16 protein-coding genes, 1 other RNA gene and 1 pseudogene are annotated in these 17510 nt (G+C 61.6%); 11 read left to right on the forward strand and 7 right to left on the reverse strand.

Translation table 11 applies throughout. The features are described 5' to 3' along the window. Positions 1-538 (reverse strand): annotated as a pseudogene (gene khk / locus QT222_RS18805) (ketohexokinase); the annotation flags it as partial. Between the two features lie 60 nt (positions 539-598). Next, positions 599-3187: a sensor histidine kinase gene (locus QT222_RS18810; protein ID WP_491478050.1), complete on the reverse strand. Its 2589-nt coding sequence runs from the start codon at positions 3185-3187 to the stop codon at positions 599-601. Positions 3188-3302: 115 nt separating this feature from the next. Between QT222_RS18810 and QT222_RS18815 the strand changes: the two genes are divergently transcribed. Then, the gene (locus tag QT222_RS18815) at positions 3303-3788 is read left to right on the forward strand and encodes a PaaI family thioesterase (RefSeq protein WP_179955347.1); all 486 of its coding nucleotides are present in this window, start codon (positions 3303-3305) and stop codon (positions 3786-3788) included. A 30-nt stretch (positions 3789-3818) separates the two neighbouring features. Here the strand turns inward: QT222_RS18815 and QT222_RS18820 are convergent, their stop codons facing one another. Then, entirely contained in the window at positions 3819-4391 is a 573-nt protein-coding gene (locus QT222_RS18820) for a cysteine hydrolase family protein (RefSeq protein ID WP_004059238.1), read from the reverse strand. Between the two features lie 130 nt (positions 4392-4521). Between QT222_RS18820 and QT222_RS18825 the strand changes: the two genes are divergently transcribed. From QT222_RS18825 to QT222_RS18840, 4 genes are all read left to right on the forward strand, one after another. Next, positions 4522-5979: an Hvo_1808 family surface protein gene (locus QT222_RS18825; RefSeq protein ID WP_004059239.1), complete on the forward strand. Its 1458-nt coding sequence runs from the start codon at positions 4522-4524 to the stop codon at positions 5977-5979. 51 nt (positions 5980-6030) lie between these two features. Beyond that, positions 6031-7425, forward strand: coding sequence for an Hvo_1808 family surface protein (locus QT222_RS18830; RefSeq protein ID WP_491478051.1), 1395 nt, complete (start codon positions 6031-6033; stop codon positions 7423-7425). 36 nt (positions 7426-7461) lie between these two features. Further along, positions 7462-7779, forward strand: a complete 318-nt coding sequence (locus QT222_RS18835; protein WP_491478052.1) for a DUF7979 domain-containing protein — start codon at positions 7462-7464, stop codon at positions 7777-7779. Between the two features lie 91 nt (positions 7780-7870). Beyond that, positions 7871-9022 carry a nicotinate phosphoribosyltransferase gene (locus QT222_RS18840; protein ID WP_004059242.1) on the forward strand — a complete coding sequence of 384 codons (1152 nt, stop codon included), beginning with the start codon at positions 7871-7873 and terminating at the stop codon, positions 9020-9022. 191 nt (positions 9023-9213) lie between these two features. Here the strand turns inward: QT222_RS18840 and QT222_RS18845 are convergent, their stop codons facing one another. Continuing rightward, positions 9214-9816, reverse strand: coding sequence for a TIGR00296 family protein (locus QT222_RS18845; protein ID WP_004059243.1), 603 nt, complete (start codon positions 9814-9816; stop codon positions 9214-9216). Positions 9817-9966: 150 nt separating this feature from the next. On the opposite strand from QT222_RS18845, the gene rnpB reads away from it, so the two are divergent. From rnpB to QT222_RS18865, 4 genes are all read left to right on the forward strand, one after another. Next, positions 9967-10397: RNase P RNA component (rnpB, locus tag QT222_RS18850), an RNA gene on the forward strand. Between the two features lie 112 nt (positions 10398-10509). Further along, positions 10510-11625, forward strand: a complete 1116-nt coding sequence (locus tag QT222_RS18855) for a matrixin (protein ID WP_491478053.1) — start codon at positions 10510-10512, stop codon at positions 11623-11625. Positions 11626-11689: 64 nt separating this feature from the next. After that, entirely contained in the window at positions 11690-12001 is a 312-nt protein-coding gene (locus QT222_RS18860) for a WNWW family protein (RefSeq protein WP_004059245.1), read from the forward strand. A 264-nt stretch (positions 12002-12265) separates the two neighbouring features. Next, positions 12266-13498: a digeranylgeranylglycerophospholipid reductase gene (locus tag QT222_RS18865; RefSeq protein WP_004059246.1), complete on the forward strand. Its 1233-nt coding sequence runs from the start codon at positions 12266-12268 to the stop codon at positions 13496-13498. 75 nt (positions 13499-13573) lie between these two features. On the opposite strand, the gene QT222_RS18870 is transcribed toward QT222_RS18865, so the two are convergent. Continuing rightward, positions 13574-13885, reverse strand: coding sequence for a DUF8152 family protein (locus QT222_RS18870; protein WP_004059247.1), 312 nt, complete (start codon positions 13883-13885; stop codon positions 13574-13576). A 126-nt stretch (positions 13886-14011) separates the two neighbouring features. On the opposite strand from QT222_RS18870, the gene QT222_RS18875 reads away from it, so the two are divergent. Next, a complete protein-coding gene (locus tag QT222_RS18875) occupies positions 14012-15244 on the forward strand; it encodes an MBL fold metallo-hydrolase (protein ID WP_491478056.1) in 1233 nt (410 codons plus the stop codon). Positions 15245-15289: 45 nt separating this feature from the next. On the opposite strand, the gene QT222_RS18880 is transcribed toward QT222_RS18875, so the two are convergent. Both QT222_RS18880 and QT222_RS18885 read right to left on the reverse strand, forming a co-directional pair. Beyond that, entirely contained in the window at positions 15290-15430 is a 141-nt protein-coding gene (locus QT222_RS18880; protein WP_169330955.1) for a hypothetical protein, read from the reverse strand. Between the two features lie 263 nt (positions 15431-15693). Next, positions 15694-16071 carry an SHOCT domain-containing protein gene (locus QT222_RS18885; protein ID WP_491478054.1) on the reverse strand — a complete coding sequence of 126 codons (378 nt, stop codon included), beginning with the start codon at positions 16069-16071 and terminating at the stop codon, positions 15694-15696. A 228-nt stretch (positions 16072-16299) separates the two neighbouring features. On the opposite strand from QT222_RS18885, the gene QT222_RS18890 reads away from it, so the two are divergent. Continuing rightward, positions 16300-17510, forward strand: a 1211-nt coding sequence (locus tag QT222_RS18890) for a PAS domain-containing protein (protein WP_491478055.1), incomplete at its 3' end; no start/stop codon positions are given.

A 17510-nucleotide genomic window follows, 5' to 3' on the forward strand; every position in this document is an offset into this window, starting at 1 on the left:
GTTCGGTCCCGTCGACGAGTTCCGAGAGCCGGTCGAGACCGACGCGGGACTCGATGTCGACCCAATCGAGCGCCGTCAGCGCGCCGACTTCGGTAAGCATCAGTTTCCCGTCGTCGAACTCGACGGCGTCGGTGTAGCCCGGTGCTCCGAGCGTTTCTAGCGTGAAGTCACCGAACTCTTCGATGAACGGGTCCTCCGGCGGGTCGCCGAAACAGCCGATGAGGGCTGGGTCGAAGCCCATCGTCCCGAAGGCGCGGGCGAGGTGGCTTACGTGTCCGCCGGTTCGAACGCCGGCTTGAATCCACTCGAAGGTGAGCGAACTGTTGGCTTCGACCGACGCGTTCACACGGTCCGCGAAGGCGTCTAACGTCGGAACACGGTCGTACGACTCTGCGGACTGGCGTTCGGAAACGAACTCTCTGACCCGGTCGATGTAGCCGTCGAACCCGAACACCACGCGCCCGCCGTCGACTGTCGGCGGGAGCGCGTTGCGACACGACTCGACTGCTCGCGTCGTCGCTTTGTCTGGGCTGTTCATACCTCGACGTTCGGACGACCCGGAATTAGGGGTTTCTGCCATCAACGGTGTTCGACACCGTCAGCGTCCGGTTTCGGTCGTGATTTCGAATCGCGCTCCGCCGCCGTCGCCTTCGGATACGTCGATATCCCATCCGTGTGCGTTGACGACGCTTATGACGACGCTGAGACCGAATCCGGTTCCCTCCGGACTCGTCGTGTAGCCCGACTCGAAGACACGAGAACGCTCGTCTGGAGGGATTCCGGGACCGTCGTCTTCGACGTAGAACCCCGGTCGGGCTTCGAGCGGTCCGACCCGGATTGTCACGTCGTCGCCACCGTGGCGAATCGCGTTCGACAGGAGGTTTTCGAAGAGTTGTCGGAGCCGACCGTGATGGGCGTCCACCTCGGCGATACCGTCGATTTTGAGCGTCGCTTCCGGCGAGGAGGTCGCGACGGTGTTCCACGCTTCGGCGACGACTCGTTTGAGCGGTAGCGGCTCCACCTCGTCGACGGTCTGCCCGCTCCGTGCCAACGCCAGCACGTCTTGAATGATGGTCTCCATCCGTTCGTGCGCGACTTGCACTCGGGCGAGTTCGTCGCTGTCGAACTGTTCTTGGGCGAGTTCGAGATAGCCCATGGCTACGTTGAGCGGGTTCTGGAGGTCGTGCGAGACGGCCGACGCGAACGATTCGAGTTGCTCGTTTTGTCGGGCGAGTTCGCGCTCGCGCTGGCGAAGGAGTTGTTCGCGTTCGACTCGGTCCAGTGCGGCGCGCGTGTTCGACGCCAATACTTTCGCCAGTGTGAGGCGCTGGTCGGCCAAGGTTCCCTCATCGACCGACCCCACGAAGAACACGCCGTGGTCGGGAATCGGAACGACCAACTCCTCTTTGATTTCGGCGACGGGGTTGAACCGGTGCGGACTCGATTCGAAGTCGTCGTACAGGTGGGGTTCTCCGCTCTCGAAGACCTCCCACGAGAAGCCTGTTCCGCGCGGGAGCGGGGGGATGTCGCCGAACATCTCCTGTGCCTCTTCGGTGAACGCCGTCGGGACGAGCGTGTCTGTCGACTCGTCGTACAGCAGCACCCCGCTGATGTTGTAGTTGAGAACACCATTGGCGGCGTCGCAGACGACCTCGGCAACCTGCTCTCGGCTGGTTGCGGCTGTTAGCTCTCGCGTCGAGACGTGGAGCGCGTTGAGTTGTTCCTCGTAGCGTTTTCGCTCCGTGATGTCGGTCGAGATGCCGACCGCACCAGTAATTGAGCCATCCTCGTCGACAATCGGTGAGATGGCGAACTCGATGACGTAGTCACCGTTGGGGCGAGAAAGCTCGATTTCAAACCGCTCTCCATTGCTCTCGCCGCGTAGGACATCATCGAGGACCGACTTGACCCGCTCGTACTGGTCATCGTCGAGGAGGTCTACTTCGCGTGCAACCGAGATGTGCTGTCCGATGAACTTCTCGCGGGGAATCGATATCCGCGCTACTGCCGCTTCGTTAACGTACTGGATGATGGCCTCGCGGTCAACCACGTAGGCACCCTGGCGGATACTTTCGACGATACTCTCGTGTCGCTGTAACCGCTCTTCGTAGGTCCGCTGTTCGGTTACATCCCGGGTAGTGATAACGAACCCACCGACTGACGTGTCTGTCTGGTTGGTTCCAACAGACTCTAGCCAGCGCCAATTTCCGTCCGCATCTTGGTGTCGGTACCGAATCGGCTCTTTCTTATCTTCGCCACTCTGGAGCGACCTTTGCATCGCTTCTTCGACGCGCTCCCAGTCTTCTGGATGGGTGTAGTCGCGGATGTGCGCGCCGACCAACTCGTCTTGGTCGAAGCCGAGTACGTCCTCGACAGACGGACTTTCGTACTTAATTCGACCGTCAGACCCGACGAGCGTCACGATGTCGCGTGCGAGTTCGACGAGGGCGCGAAACTGCGCCTCGGTGGCACGTCGTTCCGTCACATCGCGCATCGTGACGAGCACGCCGTAGGACCCGTGATACTCGATATCTTTGACGTTTGCCGAACACTCGTGCATCTCTCCGTCGGCGTCGACGAGGCGGACATCGTAACTCACGGGCGCGTCGCCGCCCTGCCGTCGTTGTTCGGAAATCTCGGTGACTTTGTCTCTGTCATCCGGGTGGATGATGTCCAAAAGCGGAATCTCGGCGAGTTCGTCGTCGCTGAGACCGGTGAGTTCGGTCATCCGCCGATTCCAGAAGCGAAAGCCACCGTCTTGGGCGATGAAGATGGCGTCGTGACTCTGTTCGACGACCGTCCGGTACAACGAGTCGCTGTCCCGAGCGGTCGACGCCCACTGTGAGAACTCGACGGCCCGTTCGATACGGGTCGCAAGCGCGTTGACGGCCCCCGACGACTCCGGGCGCTCGACGCTGATAGCTCCTTTTTCGCTCGACGACGGCTCGACAGCCGTTTCGTCGTCGACGAGGAAGAAGACCGGAACGACGCCGAGACGGTCGCGAATCTGGGAGACGAGTTCGATGTCGGTGCCGCCGTTTACGACAATTCCGTCGATGTTTTCGTCCAGTGTGTCGAAAATCGAGTCACACGTCGAGAGTACCTCGACAGTGAATCCGCGTCGCTCGATAGCCTCTGTGAGGTTCGAGGTGCCCTCGTCGACGAAGAGGACGCGGAAATCGCTCATACCAGTATGATTTTCGGGTGCAGTATATATCTCACGCCCCAAATCACCGAGCTAGTTCCCGGCGACTGTGTCGCGGACCGTCGGTTACATGCTGTCTGACACACTCGTTCGTGGTATGACCGACGATTTCCCCGCCGAGGCTGCGGCTATCGTCCAGCGGCACATCGAGGACGAACACGGCTACCTCTCGTGGCTTAACACCCGCATCGACGCCATCGAGCGCGGACGACTCGTGATGACCATCCCGTACGACGAAAAGCTCACCAACACAGTGTCACCGCCGACCATCCACGGCGGTATCGCCGCGACGCTTATCGACACGGCGGGCGGTATCGCCCTTCGGACTATGCTCGACGACCCGCTTTCGGGCGGTGTGGCCACCATCAACCTCAACGTGAACTACCTTCGCCGGGCGTCGGGTGATTTGACTGCCGTCGCCGAGGTCGTCCGCGCGGGCGGGTCGGTCGGCGTGAGCACGATTACTGTCGTCAGCACCGACCCCGAAGACGACTCGGACGTGGCCGGACGGCAGTCCCCGTCGACCGACTGGGACGACGCTGTCGCCACCGGCCAAGGGGCGTACCGACTCTTCCGCGAGTGATTCTATCGACCCCGGTCGCCGGGGGTGGCGTTACTCGAACTCGACGTCGGCGAGGGCCGTCGTCTCGCCGAACAACCAGTCGGCGTGGTCGACCGCGTACTCTTTGTGTGCCTCCTCGATGTAGCCGAGGGCGTCAGTGACGAGCACCGGACGGTAGTCGCGCAGGCCGGCGCTTCCGGCAGTGTGGAGGACACAGACGTTCGCCAGCGTCCCGCAGATGAGCAGGTCGTCGACGCCGTGGGCGTTGAGCCACCCCTCAAGTTGCGTCTGATAGAACGCATCGTAGGTGTGCTTCTCGACGACGAGGTCTTCTTCGCGGACATCGAGGTCGTCGAGTAACTCGGCGTCCCACGTCCCCTCCACGACGTGTTCTCCCCACCGCTGAAACTCGTCGTAGTAGTGGGTGTCGTCGAACTGTTCCGACGGGTGAACGTCTCGCGTGTAAACGATGTGTGCGCCCGCGTCGCGGGCCGTCGAGACGAGGTCCGAAACGGGGTCGATGGCGGCTTCACTCCCCGGTGCGAAGAGGCTGCCTTCGGGGTGGCAAAAGCCGTTTTGCATATCTACGACGACGACCGCAGTCTGTGTCGAATCGAATGGCATAGCTGATGATTGCGTCGGGACGACCAAAAGCAGTCGGCGCGCCACCTGCCAGTTTCGACGGTCGAATTAGACAGCGGTTTCGACAACCGAACCGGACAAGGTACTTCACCCCGGAGTCTAAGGGTACCGTATGCGAACGTCTGGTCTCCGTGCCGTTTTTGTTGCTGTTCTTCTGCTTCTGGCCGGGTGCGCCGCTCCAACGGCGATTCCCGGAGCGGGCGACAGTGACACGGCACCGCCCGTGACGCCCGACCCGAATAGAGATGGATTCACCGATCCCGACAGCGACGTACTCGGGTGGGAAAACGGCTACTGGTACGACGAACCCATCGCAGTCGACCAGTCCGACGGTCTGAACGATTCCGAACTCGAAGCCTACGTCGCCCGCGGGATGGCCCGGGTCGAACAGTTGCGACACCTCGAATTCAAAGAGGCTGTCCCCGTGGACGTTATCTCGCGTGACGAGTACCAGCGCGGCAACGCTAACCGGTCGGGGCCGTCCGCTTCCACGTACACCCGCTGGAACGACCAGGTGTGGGAAGCGCTTTTCATCACCGGTGAATCCGAAGGGAGTACAAACGCTATCTCCCGAACGACCGGAAGCTCTGTTCTCGGCTTCTACTCGCCGTCAGACGACGAAATCAAGATTGTCACCGATTCGACCGGCGCACCCACAATCGATAATGCGACGCTGATTCACGAACTTCACCACGCACTTCAGGACCAGCATTTCGACCTTGCAGACCCGCGCTACCGTGGTCAGACACAAGACGGTGACCTCGCTACCGACGGCGTGGTCGAAGGCGACGCGAAACTCGTCGAACTCCGGTACGCCGAGCAGTGTCGCTCCGGCGCGTGGGACTGTGTCGTCACGCCCTCCGCGGGCGGGTCTGGTGGGTCCGGAAGCGGCGGCGGACCGAACTTCGGCATCCTCCTGACCATCTTCCAGCCGTACTCCGACGGGCCGGTCTACGTGAACAACCTGTACCAGCAGGGTGGCTGGGAGGCGGTCAACGACGCGCTCAGAAACCCGCCGGTCTCCACCGAACAGGTCATCCACATGACCGACGAGACGCCTCGGCCAATCGCGTTCGAAGACGAGGGGACAGACGGCTGGTCGACCTTCCCCAATCAGGGCGTCGACGGCTCTGACACCGTTGGCGAGGTGTCTATCTACTCGATGTTCTGGTATCAGGCTCGGATGAATGGAGCGCGGACTGTCCCTGTCCGGTCCGTCGCGAACACCGATTCGACGTACGACACCTACAACTACGATGCTGGCCCGTCGAACGGATGGGCGAACGACCGCCTGTTCCCATACCGCAACGAAGCCGGTTCGGAAACCGAGTACGGCTACGTCTGGGTGACTGAGTGGGATTCCGAGGGCGACGCCCGCGAGTTCCAAGACGCGTACCTGAACATCCTCGACGCCAACGGTGCCAAGAAGCAGGCAAGCGGTATCTACGTCATCGAGGAGGGCAAGTTCAACGACGCTTTCCGGGTCGTCCGAACGGGTGACCGCGTCGTCATCGTCAACGGGCCGACGCCCGAGGACGTGGACGAGATTCGGCCGAGTCTCACGTCATAGGCGGCCACGCTCTCCGAGACGCTTTTTCACATCCCGCTCGTGTGTCTCTGTATGAACCGTCTGCCACTCGCCGCGCTTCTCTCTGCACTTCTCCTCGTGGTTGCCGGGTGTAGCGCCCCCGTAGTGAATCCGCCCGAAGACACGGCCGACAGCGGGGCGTGGCCCGCAGACCCGCCGAGTGACAGGCTCGGCTGGGAGGGTGGCTACTGGCACAACGAGTCCATCGCTGTGGACCAATCTGACGGCCTGAATGCGACCGAGCGCGAGGCGTTCGTCGCTCGGACGATGGCTCGCGTGGAAGTCATTCGGGAATTGGAATTCACCGAACCGGTTCCGGTCGAAGTCATCTCGCGCGCCGAGTACCGAAACGAGTCTCGAAACCAGTCGAATCTGGTCCACGCCGACTGGAACGACCAGGTGTGGGAGGCACTCCTGTTAGTCGGTGAGAACCGGACTATCCAACAGGTGTTCGACGAACTCTACGGCGGTTCGGTTCTCGGTTACTATGCGCCCCAAGAGGACCAAATCGTCCTCATAAGCAACGACGGCAATCCGACCATCAATCGTCGGACGCTCGCCCACGAACTCCTTCACGCACTGCAAGACCAGCACTTCGGACTCGACGCAGCACCACCCACGCAGGACAAACAACTCGCCAATAACGGACTCGTCGAGGGTGACGCTCGCTACGTCGACAGCCTGTACGAAGAACGCTGTGCGGCCGACTGGGAGTGCGTTCCCCGTCCGGACGGGAGCGGGGCCGGAAGTGGGTCGTTCGACTACCCGGTTTTCCTCACTATCTACACGCCCTACAGCGAGGGACCAACGTTCGTCTCCGACCTCCACGAACGCGGCGGCTGGGAAGCAGTGAACGCCGCCTACGAGAACCGTCCGGTCTCGACAGAACAGGTGCTTCACCCGAGCACCTACCCGGACGAGCGGCCGGTCGAGGTGACTATCGAAGACCGGTCGTCGGCCACGTGGACGCGTTACGACCACGACCCAGTCGGTGACACGGTTGGCGAAGCATCTATCTTCACGACCTTCTGGAAACACGCCGCCATCGACCGCGAGAAGCTCCGAGACGACCCCGGAGCGTACTCGACATACAACTACACCGCTGGTCCCGCCGCAGGCTGGGCCGGTGACCTCGTCGTTCCGTACAGACCGGCTTCGGACGCCGAAGCCGACGCAAACCCCCACGCCCGCGGGTACGTCTGGAAGACGGTCTGGGACACGAACGCAGACGCTCGACAGTTCGAGTCGGCGTATCTGACGCGGACGCTTAAACTCCGACTCGGCGCAAAACAAGTCGCCGAAAACACCTACGTCATCGAAGACGGGACGTTCGCCGACGCTTATCGGGTGACACGGCAGGGTGATACGGTCACCATCGTGAACGCGCCGACGGTTGAGGAATTAGACGAAGTACACGCGCGGGAGTAGGAGAACGCACTTAGCTTGTGGCTGACATTTCTGTGTATGTCTCGCCGCATCGGGCTGTTCGCTATCGTCGCCCTCTTGCTCGTTCTGTCCGTCGCTGCCTTTCTCTTTGCTACTGGGACGCTGGTTCCGTGGTCGAACAGTTGTAACCAGTCCTTGGAGGTCAGTCCGGTGGACAATGTCTCCGAGGACGCTGAAGTCGTCCAGTACGACTCGCTTTCTCCCGAGGAGCGAGCACTGTTCGACGACGCGCTTTCCGAGTCAGCTGTCGGATTCGACGGCCGCCCGTGGAGTGTTGGAACTGGGTACGTCGAAAAAGACAATACCACCTATTCAACGGGAGTCCTCGTTTGCTGACCGGGTCGTCTCTTCGAGTTGAAGAACATCTTTCTTCGACGTTAGCGAACGATTATACACCTTTTTCATCGGGCGCGCGGAACCTCGGGCAATGAGCGAGTTCGACATCGTCGGTCCCGAGGCTATCCGCGAGGGCGTCGCGACCGACGCCTACTTCGAGCGGACTGCGGACACCCTTCAGCACGCGGGGAAGAACCCTCGCGTCGTCGCCGAGGTAACGGCGGACCAGTTCCCCGACGGGGACTACGAGGTGTTCGCCGGGGTGAAAGACGCCGCAGTGCTCCTCTCCGGATACGACGTCGACGTCGACGCGATGCACGAGGGCCTCCTGTTCGACGGCGGTCCCGTGATGCGAATCGAGGGTGATTACCTCGAATTCGCCCGTCTCGAAACCTCGCTACTCGGCTTTCTCTCGCACGCTTCTGGCTGTGCCACGGCGTCGCTCGAAGCACGAATGGCCGCTCCCGACTCGACGGTCTTCTCGTTCGGCGCGCGCCACGTCCACCCTTCGATTGCTGCGATGGTCGAACGGAGCGCGCTCGTCGCGGGTCTCGACGGATTCTCGCACGTCGCCGCCGGGGACATTCTCGGTAAGGAGGCGTCGGGGACGATGCCGCACGCGCTTCTTATCGCGTTCGGCCGCGGAAACCAGGCCGAGGCGTTCCAGGCATTCGACGAGTCAGTCCCGGAGGGCGTGCCTCGCGTCGCGCTCTGTGACACCTACGGCGACGAGGTCGAGGAAGTGCTCAGAGCGGTCGAAACGCTCGGGGACCGCCTCGACAGCGTCCGACTCGACACCACCTCGTCGCGTCGTGGAGACTTCCGGCACATCGTCCGCGAGGTTCGGTGGGAACTGGACGCGCGCGGCTACGAGGATGTCGGCATCTTCGTCAGCGGCGGTCTCGGTCCGACAGAACTCCGGAACCTCCGCGACGTAGTCGAAGGATTCGGCGTCGGCGGCTACATCTCGAACGCCAACCCGGTCGACTTTGCGCTCGATATCGTCGAAGTCGACGGCGAACCGGCAGCAAAGCGGGGCAAACTCTCGGGCGTGAAGGAAGTCTACCGCACCGACGACGGTGGACACCACATCGGTCTCCGTGGGACGCCCGCCCCGACCGACGCAGAGTCACTGCTCAAACCGCTGATTCGTGACGGCGAACTCGTCCGCGACTTCGACCTCGACGCGGCGGCGACGAGAGCACGCGAAGATGCCGAGCGCGTCGGTTTCGGCGACGAATAGCGGGCTACCAACCCCGCAACCGACTGCGACAGTCAGTTTTGCAGTGTGCGACGGATTCGTTTGGGAGTCTGCAATAGCGACGTCTCTCTGATGCAGATTGCAGAGCGACGTCCCCCTGATACAAACTGCAGAGCGATGCCTCTCCGATGCGACGGTAAGCGTGGAAGGAGTGTGTTCTTCCCTACCCCCAGTTACAGCGCCTCGACGCTCCCACCGTCTTCGCGCTCGCGGAAGACTTGCCCCTCAAAGAGCGTAATCATGGTGTCGTCGTCCTGCCACGCCAACGGCGACAGGCCGGCCTTTCGGCAAGCGTTCGTGAGGAACTGTTCTTTCGACCAACCGAGTTCGATTGGAAGCGTGGGGTACATCCAGCCATGGCACCCGTCGGCGTCGATAGCGACCCCGTGTTTTCCGAGTTCGATGTCAGAAAGGGGGTCGTTCGTCAGGGTGTATTCGTTGACAATACAAACAGAGATATTCAGGTTCGGCAGTTCAGGTGCTTCGATTTCGGTTTGACACGAGTCGCCGGATGCGGCCTTGATGGCCGCGTCGACGATGGCATGACCAAGTTGGTCTTTGCCACGGTATGCCCCTGCGCATCCACGAAGCCGACCGCGCCCACGTGTCGACTTGATGCGCACGAACGCCCCGGTTCGTGCGTAGAATGCGTCCCGCATACTGCCCGGTTGTTCTCTCTGCCCGTGAAGAACGTACGATTCGACGGATTCCCGCGCTAGTTCGACCGCCCGCGCCCCATCCTCGTAGGTGAGGTGTACGGTCTGCGCCTCGGACATACTACCATTCAAGGCCCACGGTGACTTCAACGCTTCCCTCGAGTGTTACACCGCTGTTATGTGAATAAAACGCCATATAACGGGTTACTAAATCAGTTCAGTACTGGGTTAATCGAACCGCTTATCCGACGGACGGAACTAGAGTACGTCGGCAGAGAGAGCCCAGTTCCCGTGCCCGATTGCGGGCATGAGGAAAGTCCCCCCACCGTCTGAACAGGTGACCGGGCGCAAGCCCGGAGTCGGAGACGGCTGGCGCTGGAACAGAAACGAGACCACTCGACCCGACCGATGATGCGCGCGAACCGACCCGTAAGGGGAGGGAGTTAACCCGCAGAGGGAAGCGCGGTCACATCGTGACCGCGGCTGGTGAACGGTCACCCGTGAGCCGCGAGATGGCATCGCCATCTCCGACGGTCGAGAACGGATGGAACGGCGAATCCTCACCGGTGCAAGTCCGCGCCGCGAAGGTAGTTCGGACGGCGCGTCGGGTTCGCCCGTCGTGCCCCCGGGGTTCCCCGGGAAGGACGCGGACGCTAAGCCGAATGCTGGGACGAACAGAAGGGGGCTTACTCCTCTCAGCCACTTTCACACTCGTGAGCCGCTGCACCGTGTCTCGCCGTGCTCTCACGTCAGCTTCCCGACTGCTGTCGACCGGGACAAACTTTCTTACCGATACGTCGCACCTGCTTTGGTATGCGTGGCTTCCCGATTTTCGTCGTCTTCCTCGTCGTCCTCGCCGGGTGCACCGCGCCTGTGACCCCGAACGAAGACGAGGGGACAGTTACGACTTCGAGCCCCACGACACCAGTGACTGAAACTCCGCCCGACAATGTGACGCCTGAGACTACGCCCACGACACCAAAGGCGGGACTGACCTCGACCCTAGAGCCAACGCCCGAATCAACTGCGACAGCCACGCCTGCATCGGGATTCGGCCCGTGGGGGTCCGAGCCGGTTGTTATCGCCGTGGAAGCTCCCAACGACGGCCGTAACTACACCTCGATGGTGAACGAGGCGACGACGTTCTGGGAGGCGAACGACGCGCGCTATCTCGGCTCCGAAATCGACTACGAGGTCGACGCGGACGCGCGGAATCCGGACCTCGTCGTCCGCTTTTCGGACGACATCCCGGAGTGTAGCGGGCAGGTCGACGCCGTCGGCTGTGCACCCTACATCACGGACGAACGTCAAATCGACCGGCCGACGACTGCCTACATCCGAACCGGGTTCGGCGACGACTCGACAGTCGAAATCATCGAACACGAACTGGGGCACACACTCGGTCTCACCCACGGTGACGAACCGGCCGAACTCATGAATGCGACGGGGATTCTTTACACGCTTCCGCGGACTAACGCCACCGAGAAGGCGTTCCCGTGGGACGACCCGAACTTCACTGTCTACGTGAACGACACTGGTGCGGCCGACCCGAACGCGGCCCGCGACCAGGTCCGTCACGCCTTCGACTACTACGCTGACGGCGCACCCGGCATGCCCGATAACCTCACGTTCACCTACGTGGACGACCCCGAGTCGGCGGATGTCAAAATCTCTTTCACCGAAACCTCGTCGTGTGTCGCGGGTGCGACTTCCTGTGCCGCCGCCAGTGGGTACGACCCCGACGGAGACAAAGCGCTAGAAACGTACGACACGCTCCGTGTCGTCCTCGTCGACCTCGACACCGACGCTGTAGGATGGCACGTTGGCTACTGGACGGCCCACTATCTGGGTGCCGAGGACGACGAGGACAAGCCCGACCCGTTCCAAAATGCGACGTACAGCGAGCAACGGAGCGAGTGGTGGGCGTAATGTGTTTTCGTCGCGGGTGACCCCCCAGCCGAGTCTTCTTTGTGGCGGGCCTCGTAGGTAGCGTGTGATTCCCACTGACAGGAACGACAATTCTCATACTTCGTTCGATGAGGAGTCGTTTCGGGACGCTCTTGCCGAGTTCGGTGGTACGGACGCCGAGCGGCAGGTCGTTGCACGTCAAGCCCGCGACCTCGTCGACTCGGAACAAGCCGAGCGGGACCGCGGCGCGCCGCTCTCCGGAGACGAAATCATCCGAAACATGCGTGATGCTCCCGAAGGGAGCCCTGCGACGCGCTGGAACTGGTGGCTCGGCGCACTCGAAGCCGCCTACGGTGGCTACCGCGAGTTTCAGGTCCGGCGTATCCCGGAACCGTAACACTCGTCGGATTCCGAAGTCCCAGACCCGTACAATCCTCGGTATCCCTTCGTTCCTGTCTCTCTTCGCTGCGTTCGGCCTCCTACTGCCTATCAGTGGCTTTGCTTGCCTCGTTCCCCGGGATTTAGTCGCTCTTGAGAAAACTAATTTCGTTGAGTAGACTGGGATTCTTGACCGTTCAAAACCAAAGCAGATTACACGCTCGTTTCAGAAAGGATGGGTAACGCGTGTACGAACAAACCTACCGGTGATGCCTAATTTACAATGACTGACACATACGACGTGATTATCGCTGGTGCGGGCCCCGCAGGTGGTCAAGCAGCACGAGACCTCGCGGCTCGCGGCTACGACGTTTGCGTCCTCGAAACCGAATCCGAAGAAGAGTTCCCCTCTCGGAGTAACAAATCGACCGCCGGGACGTTCCCGTCGACGATGGCTTCGTTCAATATTCCGGACGAAGTCGTGATGAACTTCACCGACGATGTCGTCTTGGAGTCTCCGAACCACCACTTCGAGCGACACCAACCCGGTGCCGTCCTCGAGTTCGCCGACTTCAAGAACTGGCTGGTCGACGAATCCCGGGCCGACGGTGCGGAGTACCGTTTTGACGCTCGCGTCTCCAAACCCGTGATGGAAGACGGCGAAATCGTCGGCGTCCGCTACAACGGCGACGAGGAGGTTTACGGCGACATCATCATCGACGCCACCGGCCCGAGCGCCCCGCTTGCGAAGGCACTCGACGTTTGTGTCCTCGAACGGGAAAAACAGGCCATCGGTATCGAGTACGAGTTCGAAGGCCTCGACTTGGACCCCGCGGGGTACGCCGACCTCACGGACACGATGATGCTCCGTCTCGACCACAACATCGCTCCGGGCGGTTACTCGTGGATTTTCCACACCGGCGAAGACACTGCGAAAGTCGGCGTCTGTTACCTCCAAAACGAGGCACATCGACAGAACGCCCAATCAGGGTACACCGTCGACGATTACCTCCAGTACTGGGTTGACACTGACCCCCGATTCGAGAACGCATCGCGCATCGAGGGCAAACAGCACCGCGGTTCCGCACACGTCCAACTTCCCAAACGGATGAGCACGGACAACTTCATGGCCATCGGTGACACGGTCCCGACCGTGGACCCACTTTGGGGCGAGGGCATCGACAAGTGCATGCGCTCCGGCCGCGTGGCCGCCGCGACCGCAGACCGGGTTCTCACCCACAGCGAGCGCGACACCTCCGCGTCCGAACTCGCTATCTACGACCAACTCTGGCACGAGCGCGTCGCGCCCAAGGGCAAAAACCGGTTGTTCATGACGGAGATGCTCTATCGCGCGTCCAACGAGCGCTACGATACGCTGTTAGAGGACCTCCACCGGGTTCCCCAGAAGCGGTTGAACGCCGTGAACGACGGGAACCCCCTCGCGATGTTCCAGATGTTGAAGTTCGAAGACCTCTCTATCCTCGCCTCGACGGCGAAAGACTGGTTCTCGAACTAAACCGTCTGTATTCGGTCGCTCACTCGTTCTCGGTTGCCGTCCGCAACCGTCCCACTCGAAACGTCCGTCGACTGTTCAGCGACCGCCTTCTGTCGCCCGTTCGTCGAGCGTTGCGAGTGCCTCCACCAGTGTTTCGCGTGCTGCAGCGACGTGCGTATCCGCCTCGTCGTCTTCGGTCGAATCCACGTTGGAGAGGAGGTGTTCGACGTGACCAAGACGAGTTCGGACTACGTCGTCGTCCGGGAGCGGGCCGATGGCGAGGTCGGCCGTGACCGCCTCCGCTTCCCCGAGCCATCTGCTTACATCTTCGCGGACGGGACGAGTCGCTGTCGCGGCGAGGTACTCGTGGAGCGTCGAGACGAGTTGGTCGAGGGTCGCATCCGGCATACGTTACGCGAGGGCATCCGCGGGGAAAAACGTCGAGTGTCGATGTCGGCGTGTGCCCTCCACCTCGCCGCTCGAACCAACGCTGGACCGACGGGCAAAAGCACCTCCAGTCGGTACGTGTTCCCAATGCAACTCCAGTTCCTCGGCGGGGCCGGGGAAGTCGGGCGCAGTGCGATTCTCGTCAACGACTCGCTGCTTCTCGATTACGGGATGATGACCGGGAATCCGCCGCAGTTCCCCGCGGGGTCGCCTGCCCCCGACGCCGTCGTCGTCTCGCACGGCCACCTCGACCACGTCGGGACGGTCCCCTCGCTGCTCTCCGGTGACGAGTGGCCGGCAGTCCACTGGACGCCGCCAACGTACGAACTCGCGCTCACGCTCGCGCGCGACACCCTGAAATTACACGGCGGCACGTACGACTGCCCGTTCACCGAGACGCACATTCGCCGGATGACGCAGCAGTCGGAGCCACACGACTACGGCGAGACGTTCGAGGCCGCCGGCCACGAGGTCACCTTCTACAACGCGGGCCACATCCCCGGGAGCGCTCACGTCCTCGTCGACGACGGCGACACGCGACTGCTCTATACGGCCGATTTCCACACCGACAATCAGCGTCTCGTGTCCGGAACCACCGACCGCCCCGACGCCGACGTGGTCATCTGTGAATCTACCTACTCCGACGTGGAACATGAAGACCGCGCAGCGGTCGAAAAACGGTTCGTCGAATCCGTTCAGACGACCATCTGGCAGGGCGGAACCGTCGTCGTTCCCGCGTTCGCTATCGGCCGAACGCAGGAGATTCTGCTGGTCCTCGACGCCCACGACATCGACTGCTACGTCGATGGAATGGGTACGCGAGTCCTGAAGATGCTCCGAAACTACCCCGACTACGTCCGCGACTCGACGGCGCTCAAGCGGGCGAAGTCGAACGCGCGAATTGTCTCCGGGCGCGACGGTCAACGACGCCGTATCGCGCGTCAGAACTCGGTCATCGTCACCACGAGCGGGATGCTCTCGGGCGGGCCGGCCATGACTTACATCCCCGAAATTCGGCAGGACCCGACGAACAAAATCTGTCTCACCGGCTATCAGGTCGAGGGGACGCCGGGGCGCGAACTGGTTGAACGCGGTCGATGCGAACTCAACGGCGGCGTCGTCCCGGTCGCCGCACGCGCCGAGATGTACGACTTCTCCGCGCACGCGGACAAACACGGACTCCGCGAGTTCCTCGCCGACTACGAGGATACCCCCGTTCTCGTCAATCACGGCGACCGCTGTGCGGCTTTTGCCGAGGAACTGCAGGAAGACGGCTACGAAGCGACGGCTCCCGAAGTCGGAACCGTCGTCGAACGATAGACGCTCGTCGAGGGCTGAAGGTGGCCGTCGTCTCCGACTGATTCGTTACGCCTCGTACGCTTCCTCGTCGGGGGATTCCATCGACCGACTCGCGGCAACACACGCAGACACGCGGAGTCGAGTCCGTTGGGGCCGGAACCGCGTGAACACTGAGAGGAGACCGCTGGAGGCCGAATCTGAAGCCATGGTTTTAGGTTGGCCTAAATAGATGTTAGTTGTTACGGTCAGTGTCGTCACTTCTAGTGGTTGGCATCGCGGTGTTTGACAGCGGCGTCTCTGCGGGTCGGTCGCTGTGACCTCGTGGCATTGTTCTCCTGTGAAACCCCCTGTTTCGTCTGCAACGAGGTGATTCCCTCGCCGTTATCTCGATTTCGCTGGATTCACGTTCGAAATACCGCGCCGTGTCGGCCCGAACGACGTTGCGCAGACGAAAATAACGTTCACGCGCCTCAGTCGCGTTCGAGGCGCGCTCGCCGCCGCTCGAACTCTTCGTCGTCGATGTCGCCGCGGGCGTAGGCGTTCCGGAGTTCGCTCAGGGCGTCGTCGTGCCCGTCGTTGCTCACGGCCCGAAAGAGCAGGACACCGCCGCCAATGAGGACTGCGAGGACGAGCAGTTGTCCGAGGAGGCCCATTCCCCACATCCACCACGGGACGCCGCCGCCGGTTCCACCGTGCATCCACGTGTCGTGCATCCAGCCGCCGCCCCAGCCCATCGGCGTCGCACCGAAGGCTCCGGACATCCCGAAGAGAACAGGAAGCACGAACAGCGCGGCTAACGCGAGTAGTACGATACCCACGAGTCGTGTCGAGTTGGTCGTAGTCGTCATTAGTATCACCAGAGGCGGCGCTCATCCACCTCTCAGTATATATTACGCTCTCTTCGTTTAGGTCGATTTTCGTTTCTTTACTTCGGGTTCGTTGGCAGCTAAACGTTGTATCCTGCCGTCTCCCGCGCTGCAAACTTTGGAATCTTCGACACCGTTCGAACACCGGGCTTGCTCGCCCCGCTCGAATACGCCGGTTCATACTTCAACTTCGAAGCCTGTTTTGCTGGTATGTCTGGTCGGCTGAACGTTCTCGTCGTCAGCGAGAACAAACCTATCCGTGAACGCCTCGCCGATACACTCCCCGATGCAGTCGGCAATTCGACGACGGAAGTCCACGTCTCGACCACGGATAGTGTCGACACCGTCTATTCGGAACTCGAACAATCGCGTGTGGACTGCCTCGTCGTCTCGACGCGGTTCACAGACTCGACGGGACAGTCGCTCGTTCCGAAGTTACGCGATAATGGCGTCCCGCTGGTCTCGTTCGAACGGACGAACCCATCGGACGCCGACATCGAAAACCTCGGCCACGTCGTCTACGACGCCGCGCGCAACACTGCCGGGTCGCTCGACCACCGGGAACTCTTCGAGGCCGTAAACGTCGGCCTCGCAGTTCGAGACCTCGATACGCTCGACCTCATCGACATCAACCAGCGGTATCTCGAAATCCTCGGCACCGACCGCGAGGCAATCCTCGAAACCTCGCCGACCGATGTGACTGCCGACGTGCCCGGATATACCGCCGAGTGCGCCGCAGAGGAGGTCAAGACGGCTCGCGAAACCGGCAGTAACACCTTCACGTGGCCTATGCAGAGCACTTCCGGTGAGACCGTCTGGGTTCGGGTGAGTCTCACGGTCGCCGAACTCTCGGGTCAGCGTCGACTCCTCTCGACGATTGAGGACGTAACCGAAGAACGAAAACGCGAACGTGACCTCGAAGCGTTCAAGCGGGCGGTCGACGCCGTCGACGCTGGCGTCGCGCTCACTGAGGATGGTAACCACGTCTACGTCAACGAGACGGGGGCGAACATCTGTGGATACTCGGATGCGGAATCGATGGTCGGCATCTCGTGGCACGACATCCACGACGAGGCGGAAGTCGACCGGATTCGCGAGTTGGTTCTTCCCGCTCTTGAGACGAGTGGCCAGTGGCAAGGCGAGGTGACGGTCCGTAAACCCGATGGGACGGGCGTCCCGGTTCGGCTCTCTATCACCTCGCTCGACGACGACAGAAGAGTGGTCGTCTTTCAGGACCTCACCGAACAGAAGGAACGCGAGCGCGAACTCGAACGCAGTCGCGACTTCTTGGAGCGGACACAACGCATCTCGAAAGTCGGTGGCTGGGAACTCGACTTGCTGACGGAATCGCTCGAATGGACCGACCAGACGAAACGAATCCACGACGTTCCCCTCGACTACGAACCTTCGCTGGACGACGC

The organism is Haloferax sp. s1, assembly GCF_058382125.1.

Excerpts from the sequence above, each read along its gene's own strand:
- QT222_RS18835 (WP_491478052.1), top strand. The coding sequence starts at position 7,462 with ATGTCTCGCCGCATCGGGCTGTTCGCTATCGTCGCCCTCTTGCTCGTT.
- QT222_RS18840 (WP_004059242.1), top strand. The coding sequence starts at position 7,871 with ATGAGCGAGTTCGACATCGTCGGTCCCGAGGCTATCCGCGAGGGCGTC.
- QT222_RS18880 (WP_169330955.1), bottom strand. The coding sequence starts at position 15,430 with ATGGCTTCAGATTCGGCCTCCAGCGGTCTCCTCTCAGTGTTCACGCGG.
- QT222_RS18875 (WP_491478056.1), top strand. The coding sequence starts at position 14,012 with ATGCAACTCCAGTTCCTCGGCGGGGCCGGGGAAGTCGGGCGCAGTGCG.
- QT222_RS18885 (WP_491478054.1), bottom strand. The coding sequence starts at position 16,071 with ATGACGACTACGACCAACTCGACACGACTCGTGGGTATCGTACTACTC.
- QT222_RS18820 (WP_004059238.1), bottom strand. The coding sequence starts at position 4,391 with ATGCCATTCGATTCGACACAGACTGCGGTCGTCGTCGTAGATATGCAA.
- QT222_RS18855 (WP_491478053.1), top strand. The coding sequence starts at position 10,510 with ATGCGTGGCTTCCCGATTTTCGTCGTCTTCCTCGTCGTCCTCGCCGGG.
- QT222_RS18815 (WP_179955347.1), top strand. The coding sequence starts at position 3,303 with ATGACCGACGATTTCCCCGCCGAGGCTGCGGCTATCGTCCAGCGGCAC.
- QT222_RS18825 (WP_004059239.1), top strand. The coding sequence starts at position 4,522 with ATGCGAACGTCTGGTCTCCGTGCCGTTTTTGTTGCTGTTCTTCTGCTT.
- QT222_RS18830 (WP_491478051.1), top strand. The coding sequence starts at position 6,031 with ATGAACCGTCTGCCACTCGCCGCGCTTCTCTCTGCACTTCTCCTCGTG.
- QT222_RS18865 (WP_004059246.1), top strand. The coding sequence starts at position 12,266 with ATGACTGACACATACGACGTGATTATCGCTGGTGCGGGCCCCGCAGGT.
- QT222_RS18845 (WP_004059243.1), bottom strand. The coding sequence starts at position 9,816 with ATGTCCGAGGCGCAGACCGTACACCTCACCTACGAGGATGGGGCGCGG.
- QT222_RS18810 (WP_491478050.1), bottom strand. The coding sequence starts at position 3,187 with ATGAGCGATTTCCGCGTCCTCTTCGTCGACGAGGGCACCTCGAACCTC.
- QT222_RS18870 (WP_004059247.1), bottom strand. The coding sequence starts at position 13,885 with ATGCCGGATGCGACCCTCGACCAACTCGTCTCGACGCTCCACGAGTAC.